The organism is Terrimonas pollutisoli (assembly GCF_029360765.1).
GTDB classification, from domain to species: Bacteria; Bacteroidota; Bacteroidia; order Chitinophagales; family Chitinophagaceae; genus Terrimonas_B; species Terrimonas_B pollutisoli.
Genome location: NZ_JARKNA010000001.1, coordinates 850,902 through 876,631 on the forward strand (window position 1 = coordinate 850,902; position 25,730 = coordinate 876,631).

A 25,730-nucleotide genomic window follows, 5' to 3' on the forward strand; every position below is an offset into this window, starting at 1 on the left:
CATGCTCAATACCCTTACAAGTTTGTCTTTTCTCTATGCGTTGGTCATAGTGATACTGCTGGCATATGGGTTTGCCTATTATCGTGAATTTGAAAAAGGTGGCAGGCAAAGCAGGAGATTCCCCTGGATTTTTATCACCATCAGTATGGCATGTGTTGCTTTTCTCTGGATCAACTTTCATGCACCATTGCGATTGAAGACGTTTAGTAACCTGGATCATCATTTCCTGCAACATGATGGTTTTTCGGTAACGAAAAAAATAGAACTGGGAAAAGGTGATACGGTGAATTATGAGAATAGTACCACGAACAGTTTTGTATTTTGGAAGCAATCCGGGTCAGTAGTTGTTAATTCCGCTTATTCCGAAGATCCGCTGTATGCAAATGACGAAGACAGTTACAGGATACTGTCTGTTAATTATCCGGCGGCAGGACATGTGGTTTCTTTTATTACAGGTAAAGCCTCTGTTTCAATCAGGGTTAAAGATGAAAACCAGTTTGAATTGAAGATTGACGAGGAAGTGTTCAATAAACAGATGGACATAAAGAAAGGGATTTCTGTATGGAATCTTTTCAGGGACGACGATGCCTTTATCAGTTCAGACCACTTCGATAATGAGAAATTGCTTGCAGCCTTCAAAAATATCTTTTTATTGAGAGATGATGTATCCCGAAAGGGAGGAAAGGATTTGAAATTCTTTTTGTCGGGGAGGCTTTTTACCGAAGTCAACGCTGTAAAATATGAAGGCAGAAACATAGGGCTAAAAGACCTGGCCTTTTCTGCCAGCCTCCCCGATAAAGCTAATGTAGCCTGGGGGATTGGGTTTTTGGATAACAACCGAAACCAATATAAAGTAGTCTATGGAGCGAATGACAGCTTTTCATTACTCAGCCGTTATCCAATCGCTTATCCTTTGACAGAAGAAAGCAGAGCTGACTGGTCGCCGCATGTGGTCAGTAAATTTTTGATGGCGGATGCAAATGATATGCACCAATTGCCCGCCGTCTTTAAAGAGGGCTTTATGTTTTCAGCAGAGGAGAAGCCCGTAAGTTTTGCGCCGGTATTGCTTACGTATTATAAGAATCCCGGTAATGAGCCGTTGAATTTGAAGATTAGTATATTGAATCGGCTGTCGAAAACTATTCCGCAAAAAGCCGGAGATTTTTTTCTTCCGGCCAGGGCCGGAGGGTTTGATTGGAAGTTTTCAATAAAGGATACTTTTCAATGGGAGTTTGCCGGTTTTGAGTTATCGTTTTTGCAATGGCAGTCCATCTTATTCGGCAGTCTCGTCCTTTTTATTTTGTTGGTTTTTTGTACTGCTCTTGTCAAGCCTGCGGCAAAACAAGAATGGTTATGGCAATTACTTTCCTGTATTGTGCTGGTAATGGTGACGACCAGATTCTTTCTTTACTGGCGGTATAAAAGCTTTCCTCCGTTTGAAGGAATGGACCTGCCATCTCAACAGCAGTTGTTAAGTGTTTCGAATTTTGCCATTATTGTTTTCGCCATAATATTGTTGGGAGTCATTTTTGGATTTGGATTCTTACGTTATTGTTACTATTCGTTAAAGGGACTGCCAGCAAAGCGATTCGGGGATAATTCAACGGACTACGGCCCGGCCTGGTTGCAGCGAATGAAAGTTCCAATGGTCCGTTCAGCTGGTTTGAAAGAATTCATGATCCTATGGTTCGTTGTGTTGACAGCCTGCGGAGCTATTGCCGGCATTAATCATTTTGATCCGGGTGTGAACCGGCACCTTGCAATTGGGTTAATGATCGCTTATTTCCTCTTTCTGTTTATCTCTTATCGCCGGTCCCCGTTGGTTGTAGTTACAGGAGAAAGCTGGTGGCGAATTGGCACTGACAATAAATTTCAACTGCTTATCAATAATCCTGTCAAGATCATTTTATCAATAAGCCTCTTGGCATTATTTCTGTTTATTGATATTGGATTTGCGATTGTATTCTTAAATTTTTTGCTTTTCAATGAAGCGTTTTTATGTATCAATTATGGCGTTTCGGGTTTATCTGCAGGAAATAAAAAAAATGCGGGTCTCTTTGGAATAATAGGCGTTGTTTACTTGCTCTTATTTGTATTCAATCTTCTCTTTGCTCCGTTTGTATTCCGGTTTCTGCTCAACATGCCACAGGCTATGTATATAGCCGGATATTTATTATTTGCATTCGCTATCGCCTGGCTTGTATTGCGAATCTCGCCGGCCCTTGAACAGAAAAAGAAAAGGCTCATTGGATTAGGGACAGTTGTCTCCATTTTTCTTATAGCATTTTTCTTTTTTCCCAAAGAAAAAATTTTGAAGAAGGCGGCCATGACGAAATACCGCATTGATGTGCTGACATCGCCGGTGAATGAGGCAATCATTGGTGCCTATGAGGAAGGTGCGACTTATGAACCGGTGATCAGGGCGGCTCAGAACCAGTGGTTCATTAATACTTTCATTTATGAAGGCAACAACCCGGAGGTTCAAAATACCGGCTTTCATTTACTGCCACATGCACCACAAAATAAAGGCGCAAAATATAATGCACAGGCTACTGACTTAGTGACGAGCCGATTTTTGATTGCCGAACATGGAAAGTCGGCGGTGCTTTTATATGTGGCTTTATTATTATTGCCCTTTGTGATCCTGGTTTCATTTTACAAACTATATCCTGACTTCACCAGTCGTGTCAATCATCAGTATCCTAATGTTGTCACAGGCTTTTCTGTTTTCAATTATTTACTGACTGCTGCCCTACTGGTGATTCTCGCTGCAACCGGCCGGTACATTTTCTTTGGACAGGACCTGCCCTTTGGAAGTATATTAAGTAAGCAATCGATTTTATTTCCAGGCTTGCTTATTCTCATAACGCTGTTGTTGTTTAAACAAATTCCGGTTGAGCGTTATGCCAACCGACGGAAACTTGTTCCGGTACCGGTCGTATTCATCTTATTGGTGGGCCTCCTTTTTATTTTCAAACCCCGGTTTAATAAGAATAAAGAGTTTGCTGTGGCTGATTTGGCAAAGGAAATGGATGACTATGTCCAGGTCAGGCTACAACCTTTATTCAATTATTTTGATTCGGCAGCAAAAACAAGGCGGCTCCCTGTTTTCAAAAAAGATAGACTGTTTTGCGATTCACTCCGCAGGATGGCAGAAAGCGGGATGTTGGATGATGCCAACAAGTTTTTTGCAAAGGAGGTTAGTTTGTACACGAGAAACGGTTTTCAGCAACATTTAGATCAGCGGCATATGTTATTCCTCGATTTAAACAGTGGGCATCCGCAGCTGGCCGTTAATGAAAACTATTTTAGAGTGGAACCGCCACCACACCTGCAGCAGTTTTGGACAGGAAACCTGTATGGGGATACAACTATTTATAATGTTGCCCTGTGGAATGCAGTGGATGGTTCAGTTATCTCAAAAAGTAGTTTGAGTAACTATACCAGTGAACCGGTGCAAATGCTTTCTAAGAACCTGCAACTGTCATTTGCATCCTCACAAGGCGAAAATTTTTTCCATGATTTATACCTCATCAACCGGTCAGGCATACCCCTGCAGGTAAAAGACGAGACAGCTGAACGGTTGTTGGAAAACAATGACAGTATAAAATTGTCTAACCCGTACAGAGCCGTAATTACGGATACTTCTGTAAACGCCGGGCAGGTATTAACGGTAGAACCGGATGCATTCATGAAGAATTACTATGTGAATGGCAGCCGCTATTATGTGTACCCGATGAAAGAACAGTTTATTTGGGCAAGACATTTTGCGGAAGCTGTTTCGGCCGATTATGCGGCCAATAAAGCGAAGCAACATGCCTTTGTTTCGCTTGATTTTGGAATCATGAATTCTTTGTCCGCCAAAATTCAATCGATGATGGCCGGTGACACCGCTTATAAAAAAGGAGCTGAATATGGAGTTTGTATTGCCGATGGCGATGGAAGAATTATTGCACTGTCAGATTTTATCAGGCAATCACAGCGTCCTGATCCGAATGATAAACCTGCATTCAATAAACTGATCAGGGGACAAAACGGATTTGTATCGCAATCATTGTTAAGGAAAGAAATTGGCAATATCAACCTGCTTCGTATGAATCCGGGTCCGGGTTCTACTTTTAAGCCGATCGTTTTTTCTGCTATTGCTTCTCAGCTCAATTGGGACTGGGACTCGTTTGGTGCGGAAGGGTTTTTGGAAAAGCAAAATTATTATGGCGGCGAAAAAGTTCCTGAATACGATTTTGAAAAAGACAATGGGCGGATAACAAGAATAGCAGATTATTTAAAATATTCTGATAATTATTATCACTCCAATGTATTGTTATTGGGCTCTTATCCCAAACAGGACCCCTCAAAGATTCTTGCCAATTATTTTGTGGAAAGTAAACCCGGGGCCGGCTTGCATTGGCCTTATTTTACTTATACCGGTAAACAGTATTGGCTGAATGGGTTTCAAAACTGGCCCGGTTATAAGAATGGCAAAGCTGATTTTGGCCTTGACAGTTCATTTACCACCGTCGGGCTTTTAAATAACTACGGCATTTACACGCATAGCGTCGATAAAAATTTTGACATGTTCTCATCCGGCTATGACTCATTACTGTTTTTAAAAGCGGGAAAGAAATCCGGATTTATTTTACCAGAATATTCATTATTTGATCAGCATGGCGCTGCTGTCAATCATCGGGTGCCCTATGATTTATTTACCAGTTGCTTCCGGGGACATGTAAAGGGAAGTAGCCAGGTAATGGTGGCGCCTGTTAAAATGCTGGATGCCTTTGGAAAAATGATCAGTCAAAGCCGCAGCTATTCGTTGACGTTGAATCCACATCCGGCACCTGTGGACTTTAAGGCTTTTGATGTTGATAATAGCATTCCGTATAACCATTATCTTTCGATTATGCGGGACAATGTGTTTGAGGGAATGAAGGAAGCCCTATTTGCAGGCACGGCAGCAAGGCTTGGGAGTATGCTGAAAAATGGAGCACCTTATTTTTATTATGCCAAAACCGGTACTACGGGTGATGACGAATTAAAAACCAAGTCCAAATTATTGATCGTTGTTATATCGTCAAAAGATATCACGGATCCCAACTTTAACTTCCGGAATAATAAGTTTTATATGATCTATTTTACCTCTCAAAACGGACCAGCCAAACAAAATGAAGAGTTCCAGGCAGAGGTTATCCGGCATGTTCAACAGTCACCGGTTTTTAACCGATACATGGCTTCAACAAAATAAAAGCAGCTGTTAACTACAGCTGCCCTCGCTACTATCAGTTTATATTTAGTAACAGAAACTAATAGTTCTCTTCCATAAATCCTGAATGGAGGTTATCGGGAATGTACTCATTATGCTTATCCCAGGGCCGTCGGGTTGTATCCAATTTATTGTATTGATCCCTGGCATGTGATTTCAGCGAATTCATTTCAAGAAAAAAATCGGCATCCATTTCTTCCGGGGTTTTGAGGTAGTTGTTAATTGTATTTTGGAGGTACAGATCTGTTTTAGTCTTATTATAACTAAAGGAGTTGTGCTGAAGAGCTCCAATCGTTCTTAATTCGGGAAGAGAAAAAGCAGCCTCCATGCGTAAGGTTTCGGCTTGTGTCATATCGGCAAGTTTATAATAGTGCTTAGAAATTCATGCCGGATTTTTATTGCTGTTGATAAAGATTGACAATCATTTATTTCGATAGAATGAACTGAAAAAAGGTTTGCAGGAGGCTTGAAGGGATATCTTAACTGCCAGGCAGGTGGTCATTATTTTCCCCATTCCCATAATCCCCATTTTATGGCATCGGATAGCTTCTCGCCGGACTGCTTTAAGGTCAAAACCATATTTCCCCGATGATGAGATTCATGTGAGATAAGGTAGCCGAGGAGCGGAATGACGCCTTTTTTAAAACCTTTTACCTTGCCGCCATTGTCATAACAATTGCCGGGTAATATAGAAATGGCTAGAGCGGAATCATTGAGTGAATCAACGAGAAGTTTTTTATTAACCTCCAGGTCTTTGTCCAGCATTTTATATTGTGAAAAAATATCCTTTGCACAAATTTCGAGCCGTTGCATGCACACATTATGAATATGTATCCACTGCTGAAAGATCGTTCGGCCGCCCCGGGTGCTCAACGTTTTTTGCATGCCGGCTTCACTGATATTATCAATCAGCAGGATATTTTTTTGTTGGTTGATTTGCCAGGTTTCAAGCAGTTGATCTTTCAACGCAGGTCATTATGAAGTGGTAAGATAAAAAAATCCCTTCAGCTGACTGAAGGGATTTTTTCAATGGTTTATAAGGGGTAATTATTGTTTTGCCGGATCTCCTGCTACTACTTCACCGGTGATATGTACGGTCTTGGGTTGCTCGATGCCTGCGAGTTTAATGTGAACATCCTTATTGAAAGGAGCTACTGCCGAAGCATTATATTGAACTTTTATTTTGCCTGTTGCACCCGGAGCGATGGGTTTTTCAGGTTTTTCGGGAACTGTGCAACCACAACTTGAGGAAGCATTTTCTACGACAACAGGTTTATCACTAATGTTTTTGAACTCAAAAAAATACGTAACCGGCACGCCTTGCTTGATCTTACCAAAGTCATGTTTTTCGCTGGTAAACTTGACAACATCATCAGCTTTCAATTGTGTTTGTGCCATTACAGCTACGCTGAATACAAGAGCAGAGGCAATAAGGAAAATCTTCTTCATCGTGGTATAATTTTAAAGTGTTTGGTTTTTTAAAAATTGAACAGAGGCATTTGCCGGAGCAGATCCTTCAGGAGCTTTCCAAACAGTGCCTTTTATTTTTAATACTTTAGTTTGATTAGTGTTGTAAGTGATTGTAATAGTTTTTTCAAAGTACCCTTCGGCTGCTGCGTTATACCCTACTTTAATATTGGACGTGCTACCGGGGGCGATGGCGTCATGGCTCCATTCAGGGGTGGTGCAACCACAGCTGGCGTGCACATTATCCAATTTCAGCGGTTGACTGCCTGTATTTACTATTTCAAAACTGTAATAAACGGGTTTGCCTTGTGGTATTTTGGCAAAATCATGTTCTGTTTGTTTGAGCTTTAAGGGGTCTTCCACGGTGGAATTGTTCTGTGCACCGGCAAAAAAGAAAGCCGCTAACAGGACAAGGAGGGCAGGTATTTTTTTCATAATTAGGTTTTTATGAAGCTCCAAATTTACACGAAAGATGGAGGATTGCAAACATTGGTTGCAGCCCTTTTAGGCAATTTTTAGAAAATTTACAACTGGTCGTAATCTCCTATTTTTGCCTCATGGATAATGCGACTACATTAACGATCCCCGTTGATATAAAATTATCTTTCGATAAATTTCGGGAAGAAGTACTTAGCGATTACCGTATTGCCTGCATCAGCCGGGAAGCCAGCCTGTTAGCCCGTAAAGAAGTGCTCACCGGCAAAGCCAAGTTTGGCATTTTTGGCGATGGCAAAGAGATCGCACAGGTGGCCATGGCCAAATTTTTTCAGCCCGGCGATTTCCGAAGTGGTTATTATCGTGACCAGACCTTTCATTTTGCCATAGGCCAGTCTACCGTTGAGCAATTTTTCTCGCAATTATACGCTGATCCGGATATCAAGAATGATCCCAACAATGCCGGGCGGCAAATGGTGTCCCATTTTTGCACCCCGCTTACTGATGAGAACGGCGAATGGGTTGACCTGGCGAACCGCCATAACATAGCCAGCGATATGGCGCCGACAGCTGCTCAAATGCCGCGGTCACTCGGCCTGGCATTAGCGTCAAAGCTGTTCAGGAATGTAGAACAACTAAAAAAAATGAAACAGCTTTCTGATAACGGAAACGAGGTTTGCTTCTGCACTATTGGCGATGCCTCAACTTCAGAGGGCCATTTTTGGGAAACCGTTAATGCAGCCGGTGTTTTGCAGGTGCCGCTGGTGATTTTTGTTTGGGATGACGGCTATGGAATTTCGGTTCCCAAAAAAATACAAACAACAAAAGGATCGATATCAGAAGCCCTGGCCGGCTTACAAAAGGAGGATGATACCAATGGCATTCATATTTATAAAGTAAAAGGATGGGATTATGCCGGCATGTGCGAAGTATTTGATGAAGGTATCCGGACTGCAAGGGAAACACATGTCCCGGTGCTTTTTCATGTTGAAGAAATCACACAGCCACAGGGGCATTCCACATCCGGTAGCCATGAGCGTTATAAACCGCAGGAGAGGCTGGCGTGGGAACGTGAATGGGATGGGTTGAAAAAAATGAAGGAGTGGATCATTGAAAACGCTTTGGGTGATGAAGAAACCGTATCGCAAATAGAACAGCAGGCGAAACAAGAGGTGAAACAGAGCCGCGATCTCGCCTGGCAAAAATACCAGGCGCCTATCAAGCTGCAGGTGAGTAAAGCCTCAGATCTGTTAAACAGTCTTGCTGAAAGTATTCCCGACCAGGCACAATTGATAAAAAGAGTGGCTTCCACTCTTACTTCCAACCGCGAACCATTCCGGAGGGATGTTATGAAAGCCTTGTATAATGCTATTGACATTGCTGGTAATAACGATAAGGCATTTTGGACAAAGGATTACTATAACGACTTACTAAGGGAAAATAAGGAACTCTATAATTCGTATTTATACAATGAAGGGCCGAAGAGTGCTTTAAAGGTGGGAGAGATAAAACCTCATTATGAAGAAGATGCAGTCTCAATCAATGGATACGAAGTATTAAATAAATATTTTGACCAACTATTTGCCAACAATGAGAAAGTGATTGCATTTGGTGAAGACCTTGGACAGATAGGCGATGTAAACCAGGGCTTCAGTGGTCTGCAGGCAAAACATGGCACCGACAGAATTTTTGATACGGGCATCCGTGAATTAACAATTATGGGGCAGGGTATTGGTTTGGCTTTACGGGGACTGCGGCCAATTGCCGAAATACAATACCTGGACTATTTGTTGTATGGCTTGCAGCCATTAAGCGACGATGTAGCCAGTTTGCATTACAGAACCTATGGTCAGCAAAGCTGCCCTATTATTGTAAGAACCCGTGGTCACCGGTTGGAAGGCATCTGGCATAGCGGTTCTCCCATGGGGATGATGATCAATTCACTCCGGGGTATGTATGTCTGTGTGCCCAGGAACATGGTACAGGCGGCTGGTATGTATAACACGTTGCTGCAAAGCAATGATCCTGCCATCATGGTGGAATGCCTGAATGGCTACAGGCTGAAGGAAAAATTGCCCGCCAATTTGTTGGAAATGACAGTGCCACTTGGTATTCCTGAAGTGATAAAAAAGGGTAATGATATTACGATTGTTTCATACGGTTCCACTTTGCGGATTATACAGGAAGCCGTCACTTCCCTGGAAAAGAAAGCCATCAGTTGTGAGATCATCGACGTGCAAACCTTACTTCCTTTTGATATTAATCATAGCATTCTTGAATCGCTGAAAAAGACAAGCCGCATTGTATTTATTGACGAAGACGTACCGGGTGGTGCTGCCGCTTATATGCTTAATAAAGTAATGGAAGAACAGGGTGGCTATAAATATCTCGACATTGCCCCAAGAACCATTACCGGCAAGGCGCATCGTCCCGCTTACGGAAGCGATGGCGATTATTTCAGCAAACCCAATGCAGAAGAAATTGAAGCAGTCATTAAAGAAATGATGGCGGAGTGAGAATCAACAGGCAATAAGCAATACGCAACAGACAAGTCAGCGTACATATAAGGGCTTCAAAGCTTAGTAGCAGATTATTTATGGCTGCAATAAGCGTTAAAGAAACAAGGGTCTATAAATTGGCCTTTGAACTGGCTATGGAGATATTTGAAATTTCCAAAAGCTTTCCCAAAGAAGAAACATTTTCTCTTACAGATCAAATTCGCAGATCATCCCGGAGTGTCTGCATTTGCTTATTGGAAGCTTATCGCAAAAGACAATATTCTGCACATTTTGTATCAAAGGTTTCAGACAGCGATATGGAAAATTCAGAAACTTCCGGCTGGCTTGATTTTTCTTTGTCCTGTAAATACATTAATGATACAAAGCATAAAGAGCTAAGTGAAAAATGTGCTGAAGTCGGCAGATTATTAAATCACATGATTAAAAATCCTGAAAAATATTGAGCATAAGGTTTACAATGAACAAAAGATCAGTATTGATTTTATTTTTGCCTATTGCCTATTGCCTATTGCTTATTGTCTATTGAAATATGCCAACCAATTTTCTTTATATCATTGACATACTGGGTACGTTTGCTTTTGCTGTTGCCGGCGCTTTTTCAGCCATGGAAAAAAGGTTAGATCCTTTCGGTGTGCTGGTTCTTTCTTTTGTTACGGCTATAGGTGGCGGTACATTACGGGATATATTGATTGGCAACCTGCCGGTAGGCTGGCTTCGGAATGAAACAGCTACTATCGTCATTTTTGCATCATCCATTGCAGCGATGTTTTTTAGCCGCTATCTCAGGCAATTTACTACCACTTTATTTGTGTTTGATGCTTTGGGGCTGGGCCTGTTTACCATCATCGGGCTGGAGATAGCCATAGAAAAAGATTTTGGCATGGGTATTTGTATTGCTATAGGAACTATTACTGCCTGCTTTGGCGGTGTAACAAGAGACGTGTTGCTCAATAATGTCCCTCTACTTTTTCGAAAAGAGATTTACGCCATGGCCTGTATTGCAGGTGGTTTGTTATACTTTTTGCTAAAATATTTAAATGTGGATGGTGACCTGGCGAGAATCATTTGTATCATTGCTATTTTTACCATTCGTGTACTGGCATTCAGATTTAAGCTTTCATTGCCGGCATTTTATATAGAAAAAAATAAATCATGAAATTGAAAATTTTCCAGGTAGATGCATTTGCTGATAAATTATTCGGCGGTAATCCTGCCGCCGTTGTTCCTTTAAAAAAATGGCTGCCCGATGACATGATGCAACAACTGGCCATGGAAAATAACCTGGCTGAAACAGTTTTTTTTGCGCCCTCTGATAAAAAAGATGCCGACTATGATATCCGCTGGTTCACGCCGGCCATAGAGATCAATCTTTGTGGCCATGCTACGCTGGCATCTGCATTTGTATTATTTGATATTTTAAAGGAAAAAAAGAAATCGGTGACATTTAACTCCAAAAGCGGTTTGCTGACTGTAAGGAAGAAAAAGGATATGTTGCTGATGGACTTTCCAAGTTGGAAGCCCGAGATGATCACTGACTATCCTTCGGATTTAAAGGAAGCCCTCGGCGTAAATGAAATAGTAGCCATATATAAACACCGGGATATACTGGTAGAGTTGAACAAAGAAGAAGATGTGCAAAACGCCAATCCTGATTTTACGACGTTAAAGAAAATGGGACTGAAAGTAATTATTACTGCCCCTGGCAAAAAGGTTGATTTTGTGTCCAGGTTTTTTGCACCTGTTGCAGGTATAGATGAAGACCCGGTGACAGGCTCTGCGCATTCCCAGCTTATTCCTTTTTGGAGTGAAAAGACTGCTAAAAAAATCATGCAGGCAAGGCAGTTATCCCAGCGGGGTGGCGATATTTATTGCGAGCAGCACGGAGATCGGGTGATCATGGGTGGGCAGTGCGTATTTTATATGCAGGGAGAAATTATTATTCCCGCGCCGAAAAACAAGCAAAACTAAGTAGCTCATCAGACGTCAATCAGGCAACGCTCCATGTTTAGGTTCCATTCACTACTTCTGTTTTTATTGTGCAGATAAATTCCGTCAATCGTGGCTTAAACTAAAAACCGTTGCCTGACTTCAGCACCAGGCACCATACACCTTTCTTTTTTTCCAAACCATTTGTAGCGGTTCTTCGCTATCCATTTATAAATGGGCTGGCGGATAAATTTGGGGATAATGATTAAGCCATATAAAATTTTTGCAGGCCATCTTAAATATTTTGCAATATGAATGGCTGCATCTGAATAAGTGTACACAATATTGTTTTCAATAAAGATGACACTGTCAATTTCAGCTGGTATTTTATACTTTTCTTTTAACTGGCTTCCTGCTTTTGACTGCAGCGGGGCAAATTTCAGGATCGCCTTTTTATCATGACGGATAGCAAAATTTACCATTGCATTGCAGTAATTACACACTCCATCAAAGAGAACAATATTTGTTGCCAAATCCTCCATAAAAAAAGACCAACTTATTGTTGGTCTTAGTTAAGCTTTATCCCATATTATGAAATACTTTTTGCACATCATCATCCTGTTCTAATCGTTCGATCAGTTTACTGACATCTTCTGCCTGCGCATCTGAAACAGGAACCGTTGTAGAGGGTATCCATTCCAGTTCAGCACTGATAGGAGTGATGCCTTTATCTTCCAGTGCTTTTTGCATATTGCCAAAATCGGTAAAGCCTACACGTATCACCAATACTTCTTCGCCATTTTCGCCTGTTCCTTCCCCCAGCTCTTCCAGTCCATAATCGATCAACTCCAGTTCCAGGTCTTCGGCATTCAATCCCTCTGGTTTTAGTTTGAACACACCCATTTTTTTAAACTGGAAAGCCACACTGCCACTATTACCCATCACGCCGCCGCCTTTATTAAAATGTGATTTCACATTCGCTACGGTCCTTACGTGGTTATCCGTGGCTGTTTCTACCAGTATCGCTACACCATGCGGACCGTATCCTTCGTATAAAATTTCATCATAGTTCACCAGTTCTTTTCCCTGTGCTCTTTTAATAGCCGCTTCCACACGATCTTTGGGCATGCCCACGCTCCGGGCATTTTGAAAACAACGGCGAAGGGCGGCATTGGAATTAGGATCCGGCCCACCGGCCTTAACCGCAATAATTATCTCTTTACCAATACGGGTAAACTGCTTGGCCATCCTGTCCCAGCGGGCAAACATGGTAGACTTACGAACTTCAAAAATCCTTCCCATCGTATAAGTTAATTAGTTGATAAGTTGATTGGTTTGAAATGGGAAGCAAAATTAAGGCAATGAGTGTAAAAGAAGATAACTCATCTGTAAAACCGCTTTGGTTATTTAATGGTTATGCTTTCCAGGTTTTTCCAGCCTGTAACCGAGTTGCCTTTATAATTATATTCTTCATCACCGCCATATGCACATATTCCCTTCACTTTCTTTTTGCTCAGGGCTGAATAGTAATTCAACCCCTTAAAAAAAGCGTCGTTAATAGTTTTTGCCGATTTTATTTCAATGGCATAATCAAAACCAGCCTGCTCTATCAGCAGATCCACTTCATTTGCATTACTGTCACGAAAGTAGTGGAATGAAGGTTGCACATGTTTATTATAGCAGTTCTTCATCAGTTCATTGATGACAAAATTTTCATACAATGCCCCCCTGGCAAAATGGTTTTTCAGATCACCGGCACTACGGATGTTCAGCAAAAAAGACGCAATACCGGTATCATAAAAGTAAAGCTTCGGTGTTTTTATCAACCGTTTATTAAAGTTGTTGTGAAAAGGCTGCAGTAAATAAATAATATAACTACTTTCCAGTACGCCAAGCCACTGCTTTACCGTTTTGTTATCTATTCCAAGGCTGTTGCCAATGTCGTGCATGTTTAGGATCTGCCCGACCCTGCCTGCGCAAAGGCTCATGAATTTTCTAAACTGTCCCAGGTCTTTGATGTTCATTATTTGCCGGGTATCTCTTTCAATATAGGTGGTAATATAATCCGGGTAAAACAAGTCCGGCTTTATATTTCTGTGATGCAGACGGGGATACATTCCTTTCCAGCAAAGATCTTCCCAGCTTTTTGGTTTTTTTAGTTCGCTCAGTTCGTTCATCGCAAATGGAAGCAGGGTACAAAGTGCAGTTCTCCCGGCTAAGCTCTGACTTATTTTCTCAAACAGTTGAAAGTTTTGCGAACCGGTCAGGATGTACAAACCATTTTTGCCAACAGCATCAGTATGTACCTGCAGTTGCGACAGCAGTTGCGGTGCATTTTGCACTTCATCGAGGATAACGTTGCGACTGTACCGTTCAATAAAACCTTTAGGATCATTGCTGGCAAAGCGGCGATGATCAATGTCTTCGAGGTTCACATATTCAAAGGCGGGCTTCAGCATTTTTGCAAATGTAGATTTACCCGACTGGCGTGGCCCGGTGATGGTAACGATAGGATACTTCCGCAGCAGCAAAGCCGCTATCGAAGTCATTTGCCTTTGGATTATCATTTTTTTGATTTATGTAAATTTGGACTACCACTCCTAAGTTACATGAACTAAGATAGAACTGTTTCGGAAAAAAATGAATTTTGAAGCATAATTTTTTATGCAAATATGGACTTGCACTCCCAAATTGCATAAAAAAACCATCTCACCTAAGGCGAGACGGTTTTGAAAAATAGGATTTATTTATTACTCAGCCGGTTCTTTTCTTCCCAGCTTCCTTCCAAATACAATTAAATGAATAGCCGCAAATGCAATTGAAATATAAAGTAAGGTTCTGTCAGTTTCAAAACCCATTACATATTGATGCAATAGACCCGCAATAGCGAGCAGTACGCAAAGGCCCAAACCTGTAAAACGTGCTATCCTCATTCCTTTTCTACTGGTAGTACCGTTGCCCAGATGGCTATGTTTAGCGCCATATACCAGGTAAATATCGAGACCTATCAGCATCCAGAGAAGCAGGCGGATCCATGTATCCATAGGCAGAAATACCATCATGAATAAACAGGTACCGATACCAAGGATGGGGACTAACGGAACCAACGGCGTTCTGAAGGCTCTCGGTAAGTCAGGCATTCTTTTGCGCATTACCCAAACCCCGATACAAACCAGGATGAAAGCAAACAATGTTCCGATGCTGGTCATTTCACCTACGACTCTTGCCGGAACAAATGCTGCGAACAAGCTTACAAAAAGCATGAATAATAAATTGCTTTTGGCGGGCGTTTGAAATTTAGGGTTTACACTCGAAAAAATTCTTGGTATCAAGCCGTCCTTACTCATGCTGAAGAACACACGGCTTTGTCCCATCAACATCACCAGTATCACGGACGAATAACCGGCAAGAATGGCCACCACAATTGCGCGGTTCAACCATGGATAGTCAGGCTGTATTACACCAGCTGCATCAGGTGTGCCCATGTGCTCAATAGCAACGGCAACAGGAGCAATACCATCTTTACCTGCAAACGTAGTATAACTGGTGACCCCGGTCATTACGTGTGCAAAGAGTATATATAATATTGTACAAATAGCCAGTGAGCCTAAAATTCCTATTGGCATATCACGTTTTGGGTTTTTTGCTTCCTGCGCTGCTGTGCTTACGGCATCAAATCCGATGTAAGCAAAGAATACTATGGCCGCAGCCCGAATAATACCGCTAAAACCAAAATCACCAAACTTGCCGGTATTATCAGGAATGTATGGTGTGTAATTATCGTTGTTGATATATTTCCAACCTAAGAAAATAAATACTAATACTACGGATACCTTAAGCGCAACGATGATCGCATTTACAAAAGCGCTTTCTTTAGTTCCTTTTATTAACAGTAAGCTCATCAATACAATAATAAATACCGCGGGCAGGTTAATAACTCCTCCATCCCACGGGCCTACTGTTAGTTCAACCGGAAGATGTACATCAAATCCCTCAAGAAACTTAACAAGGTAACGGCTCCAGCTTATACCAACAGTTGCGGCGCCCACTGCGTATTCAAGAACAAGATCCCAGCCAATGATCCAGGCAACAAATTCTCCCATGGTGGCATAAGAATACGTGTATGCACTACCTGCAACAGGGATCATGGATGCAAATTCTGCATAGCACAATCCGGCAAAAAGACATCCAAGTGCAGCTACTACAAAGGAGATAGTGATGGCCGGCCCTGCATGATTAGCAGCCGCCATGCCTGTGATCGAAAACAAACCGGCTCCGATAATAGCGCCGATACCTAATGCAACTAATCCTCCGGCGCCAAGTGTTCTTTTTAATGTATGAGTACCTGTTTCCTTTGCTTCATTTAGCAGGGCATTCATGGGTTTCCTGACAAATAAACTCATAAGTAGATTGATTGATGTTTAGTGTGTTCTGATGTGATTGTTTTAAAAATAGGCGGAAAAATAGTGATTTCTGCCAAAAATGAACAAAAAGATTTATTAACGGTTAACGCTAAACTCGATAGTTGAAATTGTCCATATTTGAAAGTAAACCTTTAGTTTTGACGCTTTACTATAGCACACTATATGAATAAACGCCAGGCCGGATTACTCTCACTTATTCTATTTACCGTAGTAGCTATTTTTCATTTTTTGCATTGGGAAAATTTGGTCACCTTCTCCGGCAGTTTACTTTTCGGTTTGCGATGGTTATTGGTGGCAAGTCTTGTTTTATTTGCCATTTATAAAAGATCTCTCACTACCTGGATATTAGTGGCTATGGCGATAGGTGTGGAGATAGGGTTAGACTTCCCTGCCTTTTCGCAAAACCTTTCATTTCTGAGCAAGATATTTCTTCGCCTGGTCAAGACAATTGTTGCTCCATTATTATTTGCGACATTGGTGGTCGGCATCGCCAGCCATTCCAACCTGAAACAGGTAGGAAGAATGGGATGGAAATCGCTCTTGTATTTTGAAGTAGTAACTACCGTTGCTCTAATCATTGGTCTTATTTTTATTAATCTCACAAAAGCCGGTACCGGTATCGTTGTACCGGAGAATCTTTTGAAGGAATTGCCCGAAGCAAAAATCAAAGGCTGGCAGGATCACATTATTGATATATTTCCCGAGAATATCATTAAGTCCATCTATGAAGGTAATGTACTACCTATAGTCGTTTTCAGTGTAATCTTCGGTATTGCCCTCGCCTTATTAAGTGAACATAAGAAAAAGCCAATGCTTGATTTTACAGAAAGCCTGGCGGAAACTATGTTCAGGTTTACGAATATCATCATGTACTTTGCCCCGTTCGGCGTGGGAGCAGCCATTGCCGTAACGGTCGGTCACCTTGGAATTGATATTCTAAAGAATCTGGCTTTATTGCTCGTTACCTTATACCTCGCCTTGTTTGCTTTTATACTATTGGTGTTATTTCCAATTGCTCTTTGGGTGGCAAAAGTGCCGGTCAAAAAATTTGTGCAGGCGATAAGAGAACCTGTATCAATTGCCTTTGCAACCACCAGTTCTGATTCTGCTTTGCCAAAGGCCCTGGAAAATATGGAGAAGTTTGGCGTGCCAAGAAAGATCGTATCATTTGTAATACCTACCGGTTATACATTTAACCTCGATGGGACTACGTTATATCTTTCACTGGCCTCAGTGTTTGTGGCACAGGCAGCTGGTATGAATCTTTCCTTTGGAGAGCAACTGTTGATCGGCCTGTCGCTCATGCTGACAAGTAAGGGAGTGGCAGCAGTACCACGGGCATCGCTGGTGATTTTAATCGCCACGGCCAGTACGTTTAATTTCCCCTTGTGGCCCATCATGGCAATTTATGGCATTGACGAGTTGATGGACATGGCCCGTACGTCCGTAAACGTGATTGGAAATACACTGGCAAGTTGTGTGATTGCAAGATGGGAGGGAGAGTTTGATGATAAGAAGGCATTAGCTTTTAACGAAAAAGAGGCTGATACCATACTTGGATAATTAAAAGAATAAAATTTTATGACGGAGATGTTTGATATTTATTTATTGTCAGGCGGATTCATTGACAGGTTTATCAATTGGATCATTGACTACGGTGGTTTTTATATCCTTTTATTGGTTGTGTTTGCAGAAACCGGTTTATTCATTGGTTTTTTCTTTCCAGGCGATTCATTATTGTTTGCGGCAGGCGTGTATATGAATAAATTGGCCAATGAGGTGTTCAACACAAATATTCCTGAAAATGCGTCTGTGCCGGTTTACCAATGGATGAGCATTATAATTTTAGTAATGATTGCTTCCGTATTGGGGAATGTGGCTGGTTACTGGTTTGGTAAGAAAACAGGGCCTTTGCTTTTTGAAAGAAAGGATACCTGGATCTTCAAAAGAAAACATTTGATAAGAGCCAAAGAGTTTTACGATAAATATGGCAAGGCAACCATCTTTCTTGCCAAGTTCCTCCCGATCATCCGCACATTTGCACCTATTGTTGCCGGCATTGTAAAAATGAATCCCGCTCATTTTATTTTCTACAATATTGTCGGCAGCGTTGCCTGGGTTGCATCTATGATGCTGGGCGGATATTTTCTGAACAGTTGGGTGCAGCGGGAATTCGGTTTCAGCCTGCAGGATTATATCGAGCCTATTACGATCGTTATTATCCTGGTAACGACATTGCCTGTATTGTATAAATTGTTTTTTGTCAAAAAATCAGTTGTTCCCACACCTACCGATACGAATGTAAATTCCTGACGAATTATGCAGCCAGCCAAAACCGGTTCTATATTTAACATAGCAGTGATCGTTGCTGCTTTAGGTTATTTTGTTGATATATATGATCTGTTGTTGTTTACTATTGTACGGGAGCCAAGCTTAAATGATCTCGGAGTCAACCTTCAGGATAATAAAGCGGTGTTAGCCGCCAGTACGAAAATCATCAATTGGCAGATGGTAGGATTGTTAATTGGCGGAATAGTTTGGGGGATTATGGGGGATAAAAAAGGAAGGCTTTCTGTTTTATTTGGTTCAATTATTTTGTATTCCGTTGCTAACTTTATTACGGGCTTTGTTCAAAGTACTGATCAATATGCCTATGCCCGGTTTGTCGCCGGAATCGGCCTCGCTGGTGAGTTGGGAGCAGGTATAACACTGGTTAGTGAGTTGCTACCAAAAACAAAAAGGGGTATAGGTACTTCGATGGTTGCTGGTATCGGTTTGTTCGGCGCCGTGTTTGCTTATTTCACATTCAAATTCACGCAAGATTGGCGGCTGTGTTACAAAATTGGAGGAGGATTGGGAATAGCGTTGTTGTTCCTTCGAATAAGTGTAGCTGAGAGTGGAATGTTTAAACAGGTAAAACACCAGAACGTTTCCAGGGGTAACTTGTTAATGTTTTTTACTAACGCAAAACGTTTTAAGAAATATTTGCTTGCTATTTTGATAGGCTTGCCAACCTGGTATGTGATCGGTATTTTGGTCAATTACAGCAATCGTTTTGCAGGCGCATTTTATGACAATAATAAAATTGAGTCAGGAAGGGCTATCATGTATGCTTATGCGGCCATCGCCATCGGAGATATTACGGTTGGGCTGGTTAGCCAATACTTCAAAAGCAGGAAGAGAGCATTATACCTGTTTTATTTACTTACTATCATTTCAGGAATTCTTTTTTTCAGCGGTGCAGTCAAAAGTGATATGACGATGTACCTGGTTTGTGCATTACTGGGCTTTAGCACCGGTTTCTGGGCCATCTTTGTTACGATGGGTGCCGAACAATTTGGAACCAATCTTAGAGCTACCGCCGCAACAACTATTCCTAATATGGTCCGTGGCGCACTGCCATTAATCAACATTCTATTTTTGGATATATTTCAAAAAAGCTGGGGCTGGGATATTGTAAAAAGCGGTATAGTAACTGGTGTTTTGGTTATGACGATTACACTAGTCGCCGCTTATTTCACAGAGGAAACTTTTCACAAAGACCTTAATTATATAGAGGAGTAGTTATTGTGACTATTTTACTTTTTCCATCAGTTTCGTAATAATCTTCTGCTCTGCCAATTGCTGCATGCACGCATGATCACCCCTGTAGCAAGGTTTGTTTCCAAATACAGAACAGGGCCGGCAATACAGGTCAATTTGTACTGCATTATCGGCCGGCTGGTTCCATCCATAAAAACCGGCAAAGGGATGAGTGGCTCCCCATACAGATATTACCTGCACACCAAACAGTGACGCTAAATGCATATTAGCAGAATCCATACTTACCATGGCATCCATGTTGCTGATGATGGCCAGTTCTTCCTTAAAAGAAAATTTACCGGCCAGATTAATACTACCGGGGAATTCTTTTTCTAAATCGGTTAGCATTGCTGTTTCTGCCTTGCCACCACCCAGCAAAAAAAGCTGCAGGTTATTTTGAGTGGATAAATTTTTCAATACAGCTTTCATTTTTGCCAGCGGATACATTTTTTCCTTATGTTTTGCAAAAGGAGCAATGCAGATATTTTTTTTTGTTGCTAACAATAACTGAGCAGCAGCGGGGGGGAGATTCTGTTTTGGAAAAACCCCTTGTAAATTATTTAAGGCGAGAGATAAGCCTAGTTCTGTAAAAACATCAGCATAACGTTGAAAAGATGTTTTTAACTGAACCAGTTTTTTGTTTTTCTTCCTGGTGAGTAGTTTTTTTTCCTGGCGGCCCTTATCAATGGTGACTGTTTTAATTCCGGATACACGGAAAAAAAAACTGATCAGTTTTGAACGCAATACATTGTGGAGATCGGCTACCGCATCAAAGCGATACTGTTTTTTTAGTTCTTTAAACAACGTAAAAAGTCCACTTAATCCTTTGTGTCGCCCTTTTGTTTCTGCTACATACATGTTGGTTCTTTCCAGTGGCTCAAAAAGGGGCTTAAACAAATTTTGAGTTAGTACGGTGATTTGCAGATCGGGATTTTGTTGTAACAACTGTTGCAAAACGGGGACTGTCATCGCAACATCACCCATCGCAGACAAGCGAATAACAAGTATGTGCTTAAGCTTCATTGGCTTGCTGCTGGTATAGAACCGGGTTTAAAGAAGGATCATTATACATCTTCATTTGCTTATACACTTTCATGTATTTTCTGCCTTCAGCGATATCCTTTAGCAGTTCGTCAATGGCCTGTGAAAGATCTTTGCGTTGTTCCAGTAATATGGAAAGCTTGAGCTGGCAACTGGCAATATGTTCGGCAGAAGCATCCGGACGATCTACCTCAGCTTTCATGTGATATATTTTCAATGCCAGTATCGACAGTCTGTCGATGGCCCAGGCCGGACTTTCAGTATTAATGGATGCTCCCTGCACTGGTGTGATATTTTTATATTGATCTAAAAAGTAGCTGTCAATATATTCTACCACATCGGTTCTTTCCTGGTTCGATGTGTCAATTCTGCGTTTAATTTTTAATGCTTCCACCGGGTTGATCGACGGGTTACGTATAATATCTTCCAAATGCCATTGAACAGTGTCAATCCAGTTCTTTAAGTAAAGAAGATGTTCGATCTTATCTTTTGGATAAGGGTTGCTGGCAGGTGTGTCGATATCATCTTTTTCATGGTAGCGAATAATACTTTCTTCAAAAATGGAATTGCACAATAAACTGATCATAACCAGGGGGTCAAAAATTAAAAAGTTCAAGAAGCTTCAAAGTTACACCGGTTGGATGAACTAAGTAAACCTTTTGAACTTTTATCCTGTGCTTACCAAAAAGCTTTAGAATAACGCCGTAATCTTCTGCCACCAGGGCTTTTCTTTTTTTGGAAAAAACAAGGGGTAGGCTGTATAGGCTTGTATTTCCTGTAGTATTTCCATTTCCAGCAGTGATTTTTCCTCTGCTGTCAATTCTCTTTCCTCAGAGGTGCAGGACAGCCAGGTTTGTATCTGCCTTGCTTCGGCTGGCAAAGATTGACCGTTAAGATATCTTTGAAGTTTACGTTGTAGAATTTCCGATTTCATGGTTAATTTTTTTGGATAAGATAAAAGGTTATAAAAGGTTGTTGAGCGAAAATTTATTGGTTAATGAGTGAAACATCCATTTAATTGTTGCGAAGGAATGGTAATCCGTCGGCCCCACTTGACCTGTTTGCTGGCGCAGTAACTCAGAAGGTTTATTAGTAAAGGCGAACTTTCTTCTTGCTGGTTTCCGGGCTTGTTGTAAAGCTTCTATACTGAACTCTTTTGAAAAACGTCTATCGTGTGCCGGCGAATCACTGGTATTCGTCAATTTTTCTGACAGGCATTTTACAACTGATTTTCTCACTTCTTTGTATAAGTAAGTGGAGATAGAAAAAGATTCTGGTAATGAATGACGCTGTTCCCAGATAGCAATAAATAATGTGCGAACGATGATCCTGGCATCTTCAGATGACTGTAACTTCTTGAGGCAATACACGTAAAGTCCATACCAGTAGTGACGATACAATTCTTCAAAGGCATCTGTGTCGTTGAGAATGAGTCGGTCGATCAGGTGTTGATCGGTGGAAGGAATCCTGCTCATAAAGGGTACATTTAAAAGTTAAACAATGCAGGACATTGGAAATCTTTTTTTCGAAGGAGATTGAAAAATAAAACGAATCGTTTCTCGCAGGAATGGAAATTAAAAATGTGGTGGCTCTCGCAGGATAGATCCCGTAACCGGGATGATAGAACTGAAATGAATTGAGTGCTAAACTAAACAACGTAATCTATTAGTGCAAGTATTTGGTAAGCTAATTTATTAACATGGTAAGTTTACGAACTTCTTTTAAAATGCCTGTAAATAAGCTAATTGTACAAAAGTGCGGATGTGAATAACCTGTAGCCAATTGTAAATAATTAGTTAACCAAACAATTATAAAAAAGGTGGAACGGTCATCAGATATATTCACTTAACTCGAGCCAGCGCATTTCTTTTTCATCCAGTAGTTGTGTAACCTCACCTATTCGTACCGAAAGCTTTTGCAGTTCTTCAAAAGAAGTGCTGCCATTATTCAACTTTTCTGTGATTGATTTTTTTTCATCAGCCAGGTCAGCAATCTCTTTTTCCAATACTTCGAACTCTCGTTTTTCTTTAAAGGAAAGTTTTCTTTTGTTACCAGTTACCGGTTTCATGTTACCGGTTTCCAGCTCTGTCTCATTTCTTACAGGTATCTGGGAACTGGCAACAGGCAACTCTTCCCTGTCTTTCAGCCACTCTCGGTATTGCGTATAATTGCCGGGGTAATCCGTTATTACACCGTTGCCTTCAAATACAAACAGATGATCCACCAGCCGGTCCATAAAGTAACGGTCGTGGCTCACGATGATCAGGCATCCAGGAAATTCACTTAAGAAATTTTCCAATACTCCCAGTGTTGGCAGATCCAGGTCATTGGTTGGCTCATCCAACACAAGAAAATTTGGATTTCTGAAAAGAATTGAAAGCAGGAGTAATCTTCTCTTTTCGCCACCGCTTAGTTTGCTGATATAAGTGTATTGCTTGTCCGGGTCAAACAAAAAAAGCTGGAGAAACTGGGCTGCGCTCAAAGAACCACCGCTGGCCAGTGGAAAGTGTTCCGCTATGTTTTTTACAAATTCAATGACACGCATGTCTTCTTTCACTATCAATCCCTGCTGCGAAAAATTACCAAAGATGACAGTGTCACCGGTGTTCACTTTTCCGCTATCCGGCTTTTCGAGCCCCTGCAGGATGTTGATAAAGGTTGATTTACCGACTCCATTTTTACCAACAATGCCAATGCGATCGCCTTTTTTGAACGTATAATCAAAGCCTTTTAAAATAATTTTCTCGCCAAAACTTTTATACACTTTTTTTAATTCAATAATCTTACCACCCAGGCGATTCATTTTCATTTGTAATTCTACCTGCTGGTCTTCAATTCTCTTCTTTGCTTTTTTCTCTACTTCATAAAAGTTATCCTGCCTGCTTTTGCTTTTGGTCGTTCTTGCTTTAGGTTGCTTACGCATCCATTCAAGTTCCTTCCGGTAAGTATTTCTTGCTTTATCGATGCTGGCAATTTCACTTTCAATGCGGGCAGTTTTCTTTTCCAGGTAATTTTCATAATCACCCTTATAAACGTATAAGTTACTGCCATCCATTTCCCATATCTCATCACAAACGGCATCCAGGAAATACCGGTCGTGGGTTACCATCAACAATGTTACATTTTCTTTGTTCAGGTAATTTTCCAGCCACTCTACCATTTCTACATCCAGGTGGTTGGTAGGCTCATCCATTATCAGCAACACATGTTTATGCTCAAATCCGATATCGATCAATGTTTTTGCCAGGGCCACCCTCTTACGCTGACCACCACTTAATGAATTGACCGGCTGGTTCAGGTGATGAATATTTAGTTTACCCAACACCTGTTTCACTTTTGTATCAAAATCCCAGGCGCCCAGGTCATCCATCTTTTGAATAGCAGCATTTAATAGTTCGGGGTCACTGTTTTCATCCAGTGATTCAAATTGCCGGATAGCATTGATGACAGGATGGTTATGAAAAAAAATATTGTCGAGTATTGATTTAGATTCATCAAAAACCGGCTCCTGTTCAAACAACGCCACATCAACATCTTTGTTGATCCAAACCGTGCCACTATCAGCTATTTCTTTGCCGGACAAAATTTTTAGAAGGGTAGATTTTCCTGAACCATTCCTGGCCACTAAGGAGATCTTGTCACCCTCTTCTATATGAAAAGAGATGTTTTCGAAAAGAGGTTGGATGCCATAACTCTTGGTCAGATTTTCTACAGAAACATAATGCATGCGGCAAAGATAATGTGCTGCCTGTATAAGCGGGCTTAAACTATGATTTGTTGATTATGAAAGAATTAAAAAGAATGATTTGTGGCATAGTTTTTCTATTAAGTATAGAAAATCAATATCATGACAACTAATATAATCGAAGCCATTCAGAAAAAGCTGGGATACCCATCCTTGCAAAAAATAGATCCCAATATTCAGGAGACTAAGGATAAATCGCTTAGAACAACAGAAGAGAAATTAGCACAGTCTGCAATACCCGTGGTATTGGCAGGGTTTTATAAATATACCAGCACAGATGAGGGAGCGAATGCATTGCTTAATACAGGAAGAGAAGTGAAGTGGCTGGATGAAATATTTGGTGACCAAAAGCAAAAAGCTGTAGAGAAAGTTGCCCACTATGCGGGAGTTTCTGCGGATGAAGCCGTTGCAGATATGGAACAAATTTCGAGAGAGGCTTCACAACTGATAAAAGATGCGGGTGGGGATAAACATTCGGCTGAAAAGGTAAAAACATTTATGAGTAATCATCGGCATAATATTTTGGTTTATCTCCCGGCTGCATTGCAAGCAGGATATTTATTAGACGATAATGCGATTGATGACCGGACCAATAAAATGGAGGGGCCCGTTTCCAGTTTTATGCATAGTCTTGAAGACAAACTTGCGGGTGGCAGATCCTAAAAAATTATCGCGATGACAAAAAGATGATCAGGCATAGGCAAAGGACGATAAACAGCATGAACCATACTTTTCTTTTTTCCCAGGTATCAGTCTGTTTATGCTGACGTTTGAACTGTTCAATCCTCGCTGTTATTTGTGTATCGTTGGTAGTAAGTTTCGTTAATCGTTCTGATAGCAATTGGATATATTGATAGGGAAGTGGGCGGCTACTTTTAAAGGTGCTTAAAATAATTTCTTTATTAATAGCCGGGTCGTTGAAAGAATTTATCAAGGTAATGTTCTCATCTGACAAGATCGTAATAAGGTGATCGTATAGCCCCCGGTGATACATTCGGTGGGCGTCTAACTTTGAGACATACCGATCCAGTTCCAATAGTTGTTTCAAAATAGAAACAGGAGTAACTAGCTCCTGTTTTATTTTTTTACCCATGCTTTGGGCGTACCAGCGTTGTTGCAGGTAGTAGTCTTTTTTTAAAGGGTTGCTTAATACTTCATACGCTTCCTTTATTTCGCCAAATTTTGCAGTAGCATAAAGATCATCCTGTTTTTTATCAGGGTGATAGGTATGGGCGAGCCTCCGGTAAGCCTTTTTTATTTCTTCGCCTGTTGCTGATGGCTCCAGTTCGAGTATGCTATAATAATCCTTCAATTGCAAAGCCCTGCGAAGA

Annotated in this window: 23 protein-coding genes; 9 read left to right on the forward strand and 14 right to left on the reverse strand. The window is 41.1% G+C overall.

Annotation, left to right across the window (positions count from 1 at the left end; genetic code table 11):
- The first annotated feature begins 1 nt into the window (after nucleotide 1).
- On the forward strand, nucleotides 2–5,242 hold the full coding sequence (locus tag P2W73_RS03285) for a hypothetical protein (protein ID WP_276500558.1): 5,241 nt from the start codon (nucleotides 2–4) through the stop codon (nucleotides 5,240–5,242).
- Between the two features lie 58 nt (nucleotides 5,243–5,300).
- Here the strand turns inward: P2W73_RS03285 and P2W73_RS03290 are convergent, their stop codons facing one another.
- The 4 genes from P2W73_RS03290 to P2W73_RS03305 all read right to left on the reverse strand — a co-directional run bounded on the left by P2W73_RS03290 (nucleotide 5,301) and on the right by P2W73_RS03305 (nucleotide 7,162).
- Nucleotides 5,301–5,612, reverse strand: coding sequence for a hypothetical protein (locus tag P2W73_RS03290; protein WP_276500559.1), 312 nt, complete (start codon nucleotides 5,610–5,612; stop codon nucleotides 5,301–5,303).
- A gap of 149 nt (nucleotides 5,613–5,761) precedes the next feature.
- Nucleotides 5,762–6,226, reverse strand: a complete 465-nt coding sequence (locus P2W73_RS03295) for a DinB family protein (protein ID WP_276500560.1) — start codon at nucleotides 6,224–6,226, stop codon at nucleotides 5,762–5,764.
- An 81-nt stretch (nucleotides 6,227–6,307) separates the two neighbouring features.
- Nucleotides 6,308–6,709, reverse strand: coding sequence for a DUF1573 domain-containing protein (locus tag P2W73_RS03300; RefSeq protein ID WP_276500561.1), 402 nt, complete (start codon nucleotides 6,707–6,709; stop codon nucleotides 6,308–6,310).
- Between the two features lie 12 nt (nucleotides 6,710–6,721).
- Nucleotides 6,722–7,162 (reverse strand): DUF1573 domain-containing protein, encoded by a 441-nt coding sequence (locus P2W73_RS03305; protein ID WP_276500562.1) that lies wholly within the window; start codon nucleotides 7,160–7,162, stop codon nucleotides 6,722–6,724.
- A gap of 122 nt (nucleotides 7,163–7,284) precedes the next feature.
- Between P2W73_RS03305 and P2W73_RS03310 the strand changes: the two genes are divergently transcribed.
- The 4 genes from P2W73_RS03310 to P2W73_RS03325 all read left to right on the forward strand — a co-directional run bounded on the left by P2W73_RS03310 (nucleotide 7,285) and on the right by P2W73_RS03325 (nucleotide 11,649).
- Nucleotides 7,285–9,678 carry an alpha-ketoacid dehydrogenase subunit alpha/beta gene (locus tag P2W73_RS03310; RefSeq protein WP_276500563.1) on the forward strand — a complete coding sequence of 798 codons (2,394 nt, stop codon included), beginning with the start codon at nucleotides 7,285–7,287 and terminating at the stop codon, nucleotides 9,676–9,678.
- Nucleotides 9,679–9,758: 80 nt separating this feature from the next.
- On the forward strand, nucleotides 9,759–10,124 hold the full coding sequence (locus P2W73_RS03315) for a four helix bundle protein (RefSeq protein ID WP_276500564.1): 366 nt from the start codon (nucleotides 9,759–9,761) through the stop codon (nucleotides 10,122–10,124).
- Between the two features lie 86 nt (nucleotides 10,125–10,210).
- Complete coding sequence (locus P2W73_RS03320) at nucleotides 10,211–10,837, forward strand: trimeric intracellular cation channel family protein (protein ID WP_276500565.1); 627 nt, start codon at nucleotides 10,211–10,213, stop codon at nucleotides 10,835–10,837.
- Nucleotides 10,834–11,649, forward strand: coding sequence for a PhzF family phenazine biosynthesis protein (locus P2W73_RS03325; RefSeq protein WP_276500566.1), 816 nt, complete (start codon nucleotides 10,834–10,836; stop codon nucleotides 11,647–11,649). The genes P2W73_RS03320 and P2W73_RS03325 overlap by 4 nt, the downstream gene beginning before the upstream one ends.
- A 95-nt stretch (nucleotides 11,650–11,744) precedes the next feature.
- Here P2W73_RS03325 and P2W73_RS03330 read toward each other — a convergent pair whose 3' ends face one another.
- The 4 genes from P2W73_RS03330 to P2W73_RS03345 all read right to left on the reverse strand — a co-directional run bounded on the left by P2W73_RS03330 (nucleotide 11,745) and on the right by P2W73_RS03345 (nucleotide 16,010).
- On the reverse strand, nucleotides 11,745–12,149 hold the full coding sequence (locus tag P2W73_RS03330) for a thiol-disulfide oxidoreductase DCC family protein (RefSeq protein WP_276500567.1): 405 nt from the start codon (nucleotides 12,147–12,149) through the stop codon (nucleotides 11,745–11,747).
- Nucleotides 12,150–12,186: 37 nt separating this feature from the next.
- Nucleotides 12,187–12,909 carry a YebC/PmpR family DNA-binding transcriptional regulator gene (locus P2W73_RS03335; RefSeq protein ID WP_276500568.1) on the reverse strand — a complete coding sequence of 241 codons (723 nt, stop codon included), beginning with the start codon at nucleotides 12,907–12,909 and terminating at the stop codon, nucleotides 12,187–12,189.
- A 101-nt stretch (nucleotides 12,910–13,010) separates the two neighbouring features.
- A complete protein-coding gene (locus P2W73_RS03340; protein WP_276500569.1) occupies nucleotides 13,011–14,174 on the reverse strand; it encodes an ATP-binding protein in 1,164 nt (387 codons plus the stop codon).
- Nucleotides 14,175–14,357: 183 nt separating this feature from the next.
- Nucleotides 14,358–16,010: an amino acid permease gene (locus tag P2W73_RS03345; protein ID WP_276500570.1), complete on the reverse strand. Its 1,653-nt coding sequence runs from the start codon at nucleotides 16,008–16,010 to the stop codon at nucleotides 14,358–14,360.
- Nucleotides 16,011–16,193: 183 nt separating this feature from the next.
- Here P2W73_RS03345 and P2W73_RS03350 point away from each other — a divergent pair, with 183 nt between their 5' ends.
- Genes P2W73_RS03350 through P2W73_RS03360 form a run of 3 tightly spaced genes read left to right on the forward strand, consistent with a single transcriptional unit; the run spans nucleotide 16,194 to nucleotide 19,595 of the window.
- Nucleotides 16,194–17,594: a dicarboxylate/amino acid:cation symporter gene (locus P2W73_RS03350; protein WP_276500571.1), complete on the forward strand. Its 1,401-nt coding sequence runs from the start codon at nucleotides 16,194–16,196 to the stop codon at nucleotides 17,592–17,594.
- Between the two features lie 18 nt (nucleotides 17,595–17,612).
- Nucleotides 17,613–18,344: a DedA family protein gene (locus P2W73_RS03355; RefSeq protein WP_276500572.1), complete on the forward strand. Its 732-nt coding sequence runs from the start codon at nucleotides 17,613–17,615 to the stop codon at nucleotides 18,342–18,344.
- Between the two features lie 6 nt (nucleotides 18,345–18,350).
- Nucleotides 18,351–19,595 carry an MFS transporter gene (locus P2W73_RS03360; protein ID WP_276500573.1) on the forward strand — a complete coding sequence of 415 codons (1,245 nt, stop codon included), beginning with the start codon at nucleotides 18,351–18,353 and terminating at the stop codon, nucleotides 19,593–19,595.
- Nucleotides 19,596–19,604: 9 nt separating this feature from the next.
- Here P2W73_RS03360 and P2W73_RS03365 read toward each other — a convergent pair whose 3' ends face one another.
- From P2W73_RS03365 to P2W73_RS03385, 5 genes are all read right to left on the reverse strand, one after another.
- The gene (locus tag P2W73_RS03365; RefSeq protein WP_276500574.1) at nucleotides 19,605–20,636 is read right to left on the reverse strand and encodes a glycosyltransferase family 9 protein; all 1,032 of its coding nucleotides are present in this window, start codon (nucleotides 20,634–20,636) and stop codon (nucleotides 19,605–19,607) included.
- Nucleotides 20,626–21,240, reverse strand: a complete 615-nt coding sequence (locus P2W73_RS03370) for a DUF4254 domain-containing protein (RefSeq protein ID WP_276500575.1) — start codon at nucleotides 21,238–21,240, stop codon at nucleotides 20,626–20,628. The genes P2W73_RS03365 and P2W73_RS03370 overlap by 11 nt, the downstream gene beginning before the upstream one ends.
- Nucleotides 21,241–21,345: 105 nt before the next feature.
- Nucleotides 21,346–21,588 carry a hypothetical protein gene (locus P2W73_RS03375; RefSeq protein ID WP_276500576.1) on the reverse strand — a complete coding sequence of 81 codons (243 nt, stop codon included), beginning with the start codon at nucleotides 21,586–21,588 and terminating at the stop codon, nucleotides 21,346–21,348.
- Between the two features lie 28 nt (nucleotides 21,589–21,616).
- A complete protein-coding gene (locus P2W73_RS03380) occupies nucleotides 21,617–22,129 on the reverse strand; it encodes an RNA polymerase sigma factor (protein ID WP_276500577.1) in 513 nt (170 codons plus the stop codon).
- A 356-nt stretch (nucleotides 22,130–22,485) separates the two neighbouring features.
- Complete coding sequence (locus P2W73_RS03385; RefSeq protein WP_276500578.1) at nucleotides 22,486–24,381, reverse strand: ABC-F family ATP-binding cassette domain-containing protein; 1,896 nt, start codon at nucleotides 24,379–24,381, stop codon at nucleotides 22,486–22,488.
- Between the two features lie 120 nt (nucleotides 24,382–24,501).
- Between P2W73_RS03385 and P2W73_RS03390 the strand changes: the two genes are divergently transcribed.
- On the forward strand, nucleotides 24,502–25,062 hold the full coding sequence (locus P2W73_RS03390) for a hypothetical protein (protein ID WP_276500579.1): 561 nt from the start codon (nucleotides 24,502–24,504) through the stop codon (nucleotides 25,060–25,062).
- Between the two features lie 4 nt (nucleotides 25,063–25,066).
- Here the strand turns inward: P2W73_RS03390 and P2W73_RS03395 are convergent, their stop codons facing one another.
- A complete protein-coding gene (locus P2W73_RS03395) occupies nucleotides 25,067–25,717 on the reverse strand; it encodes a DnaJ domain-containing protein (protein ID WP_276500580.1) in 651 nt (216 codons plus the stop codon).
- Nucleotides 25,718–25,730 lie beyond the last annotated feature (13 nt).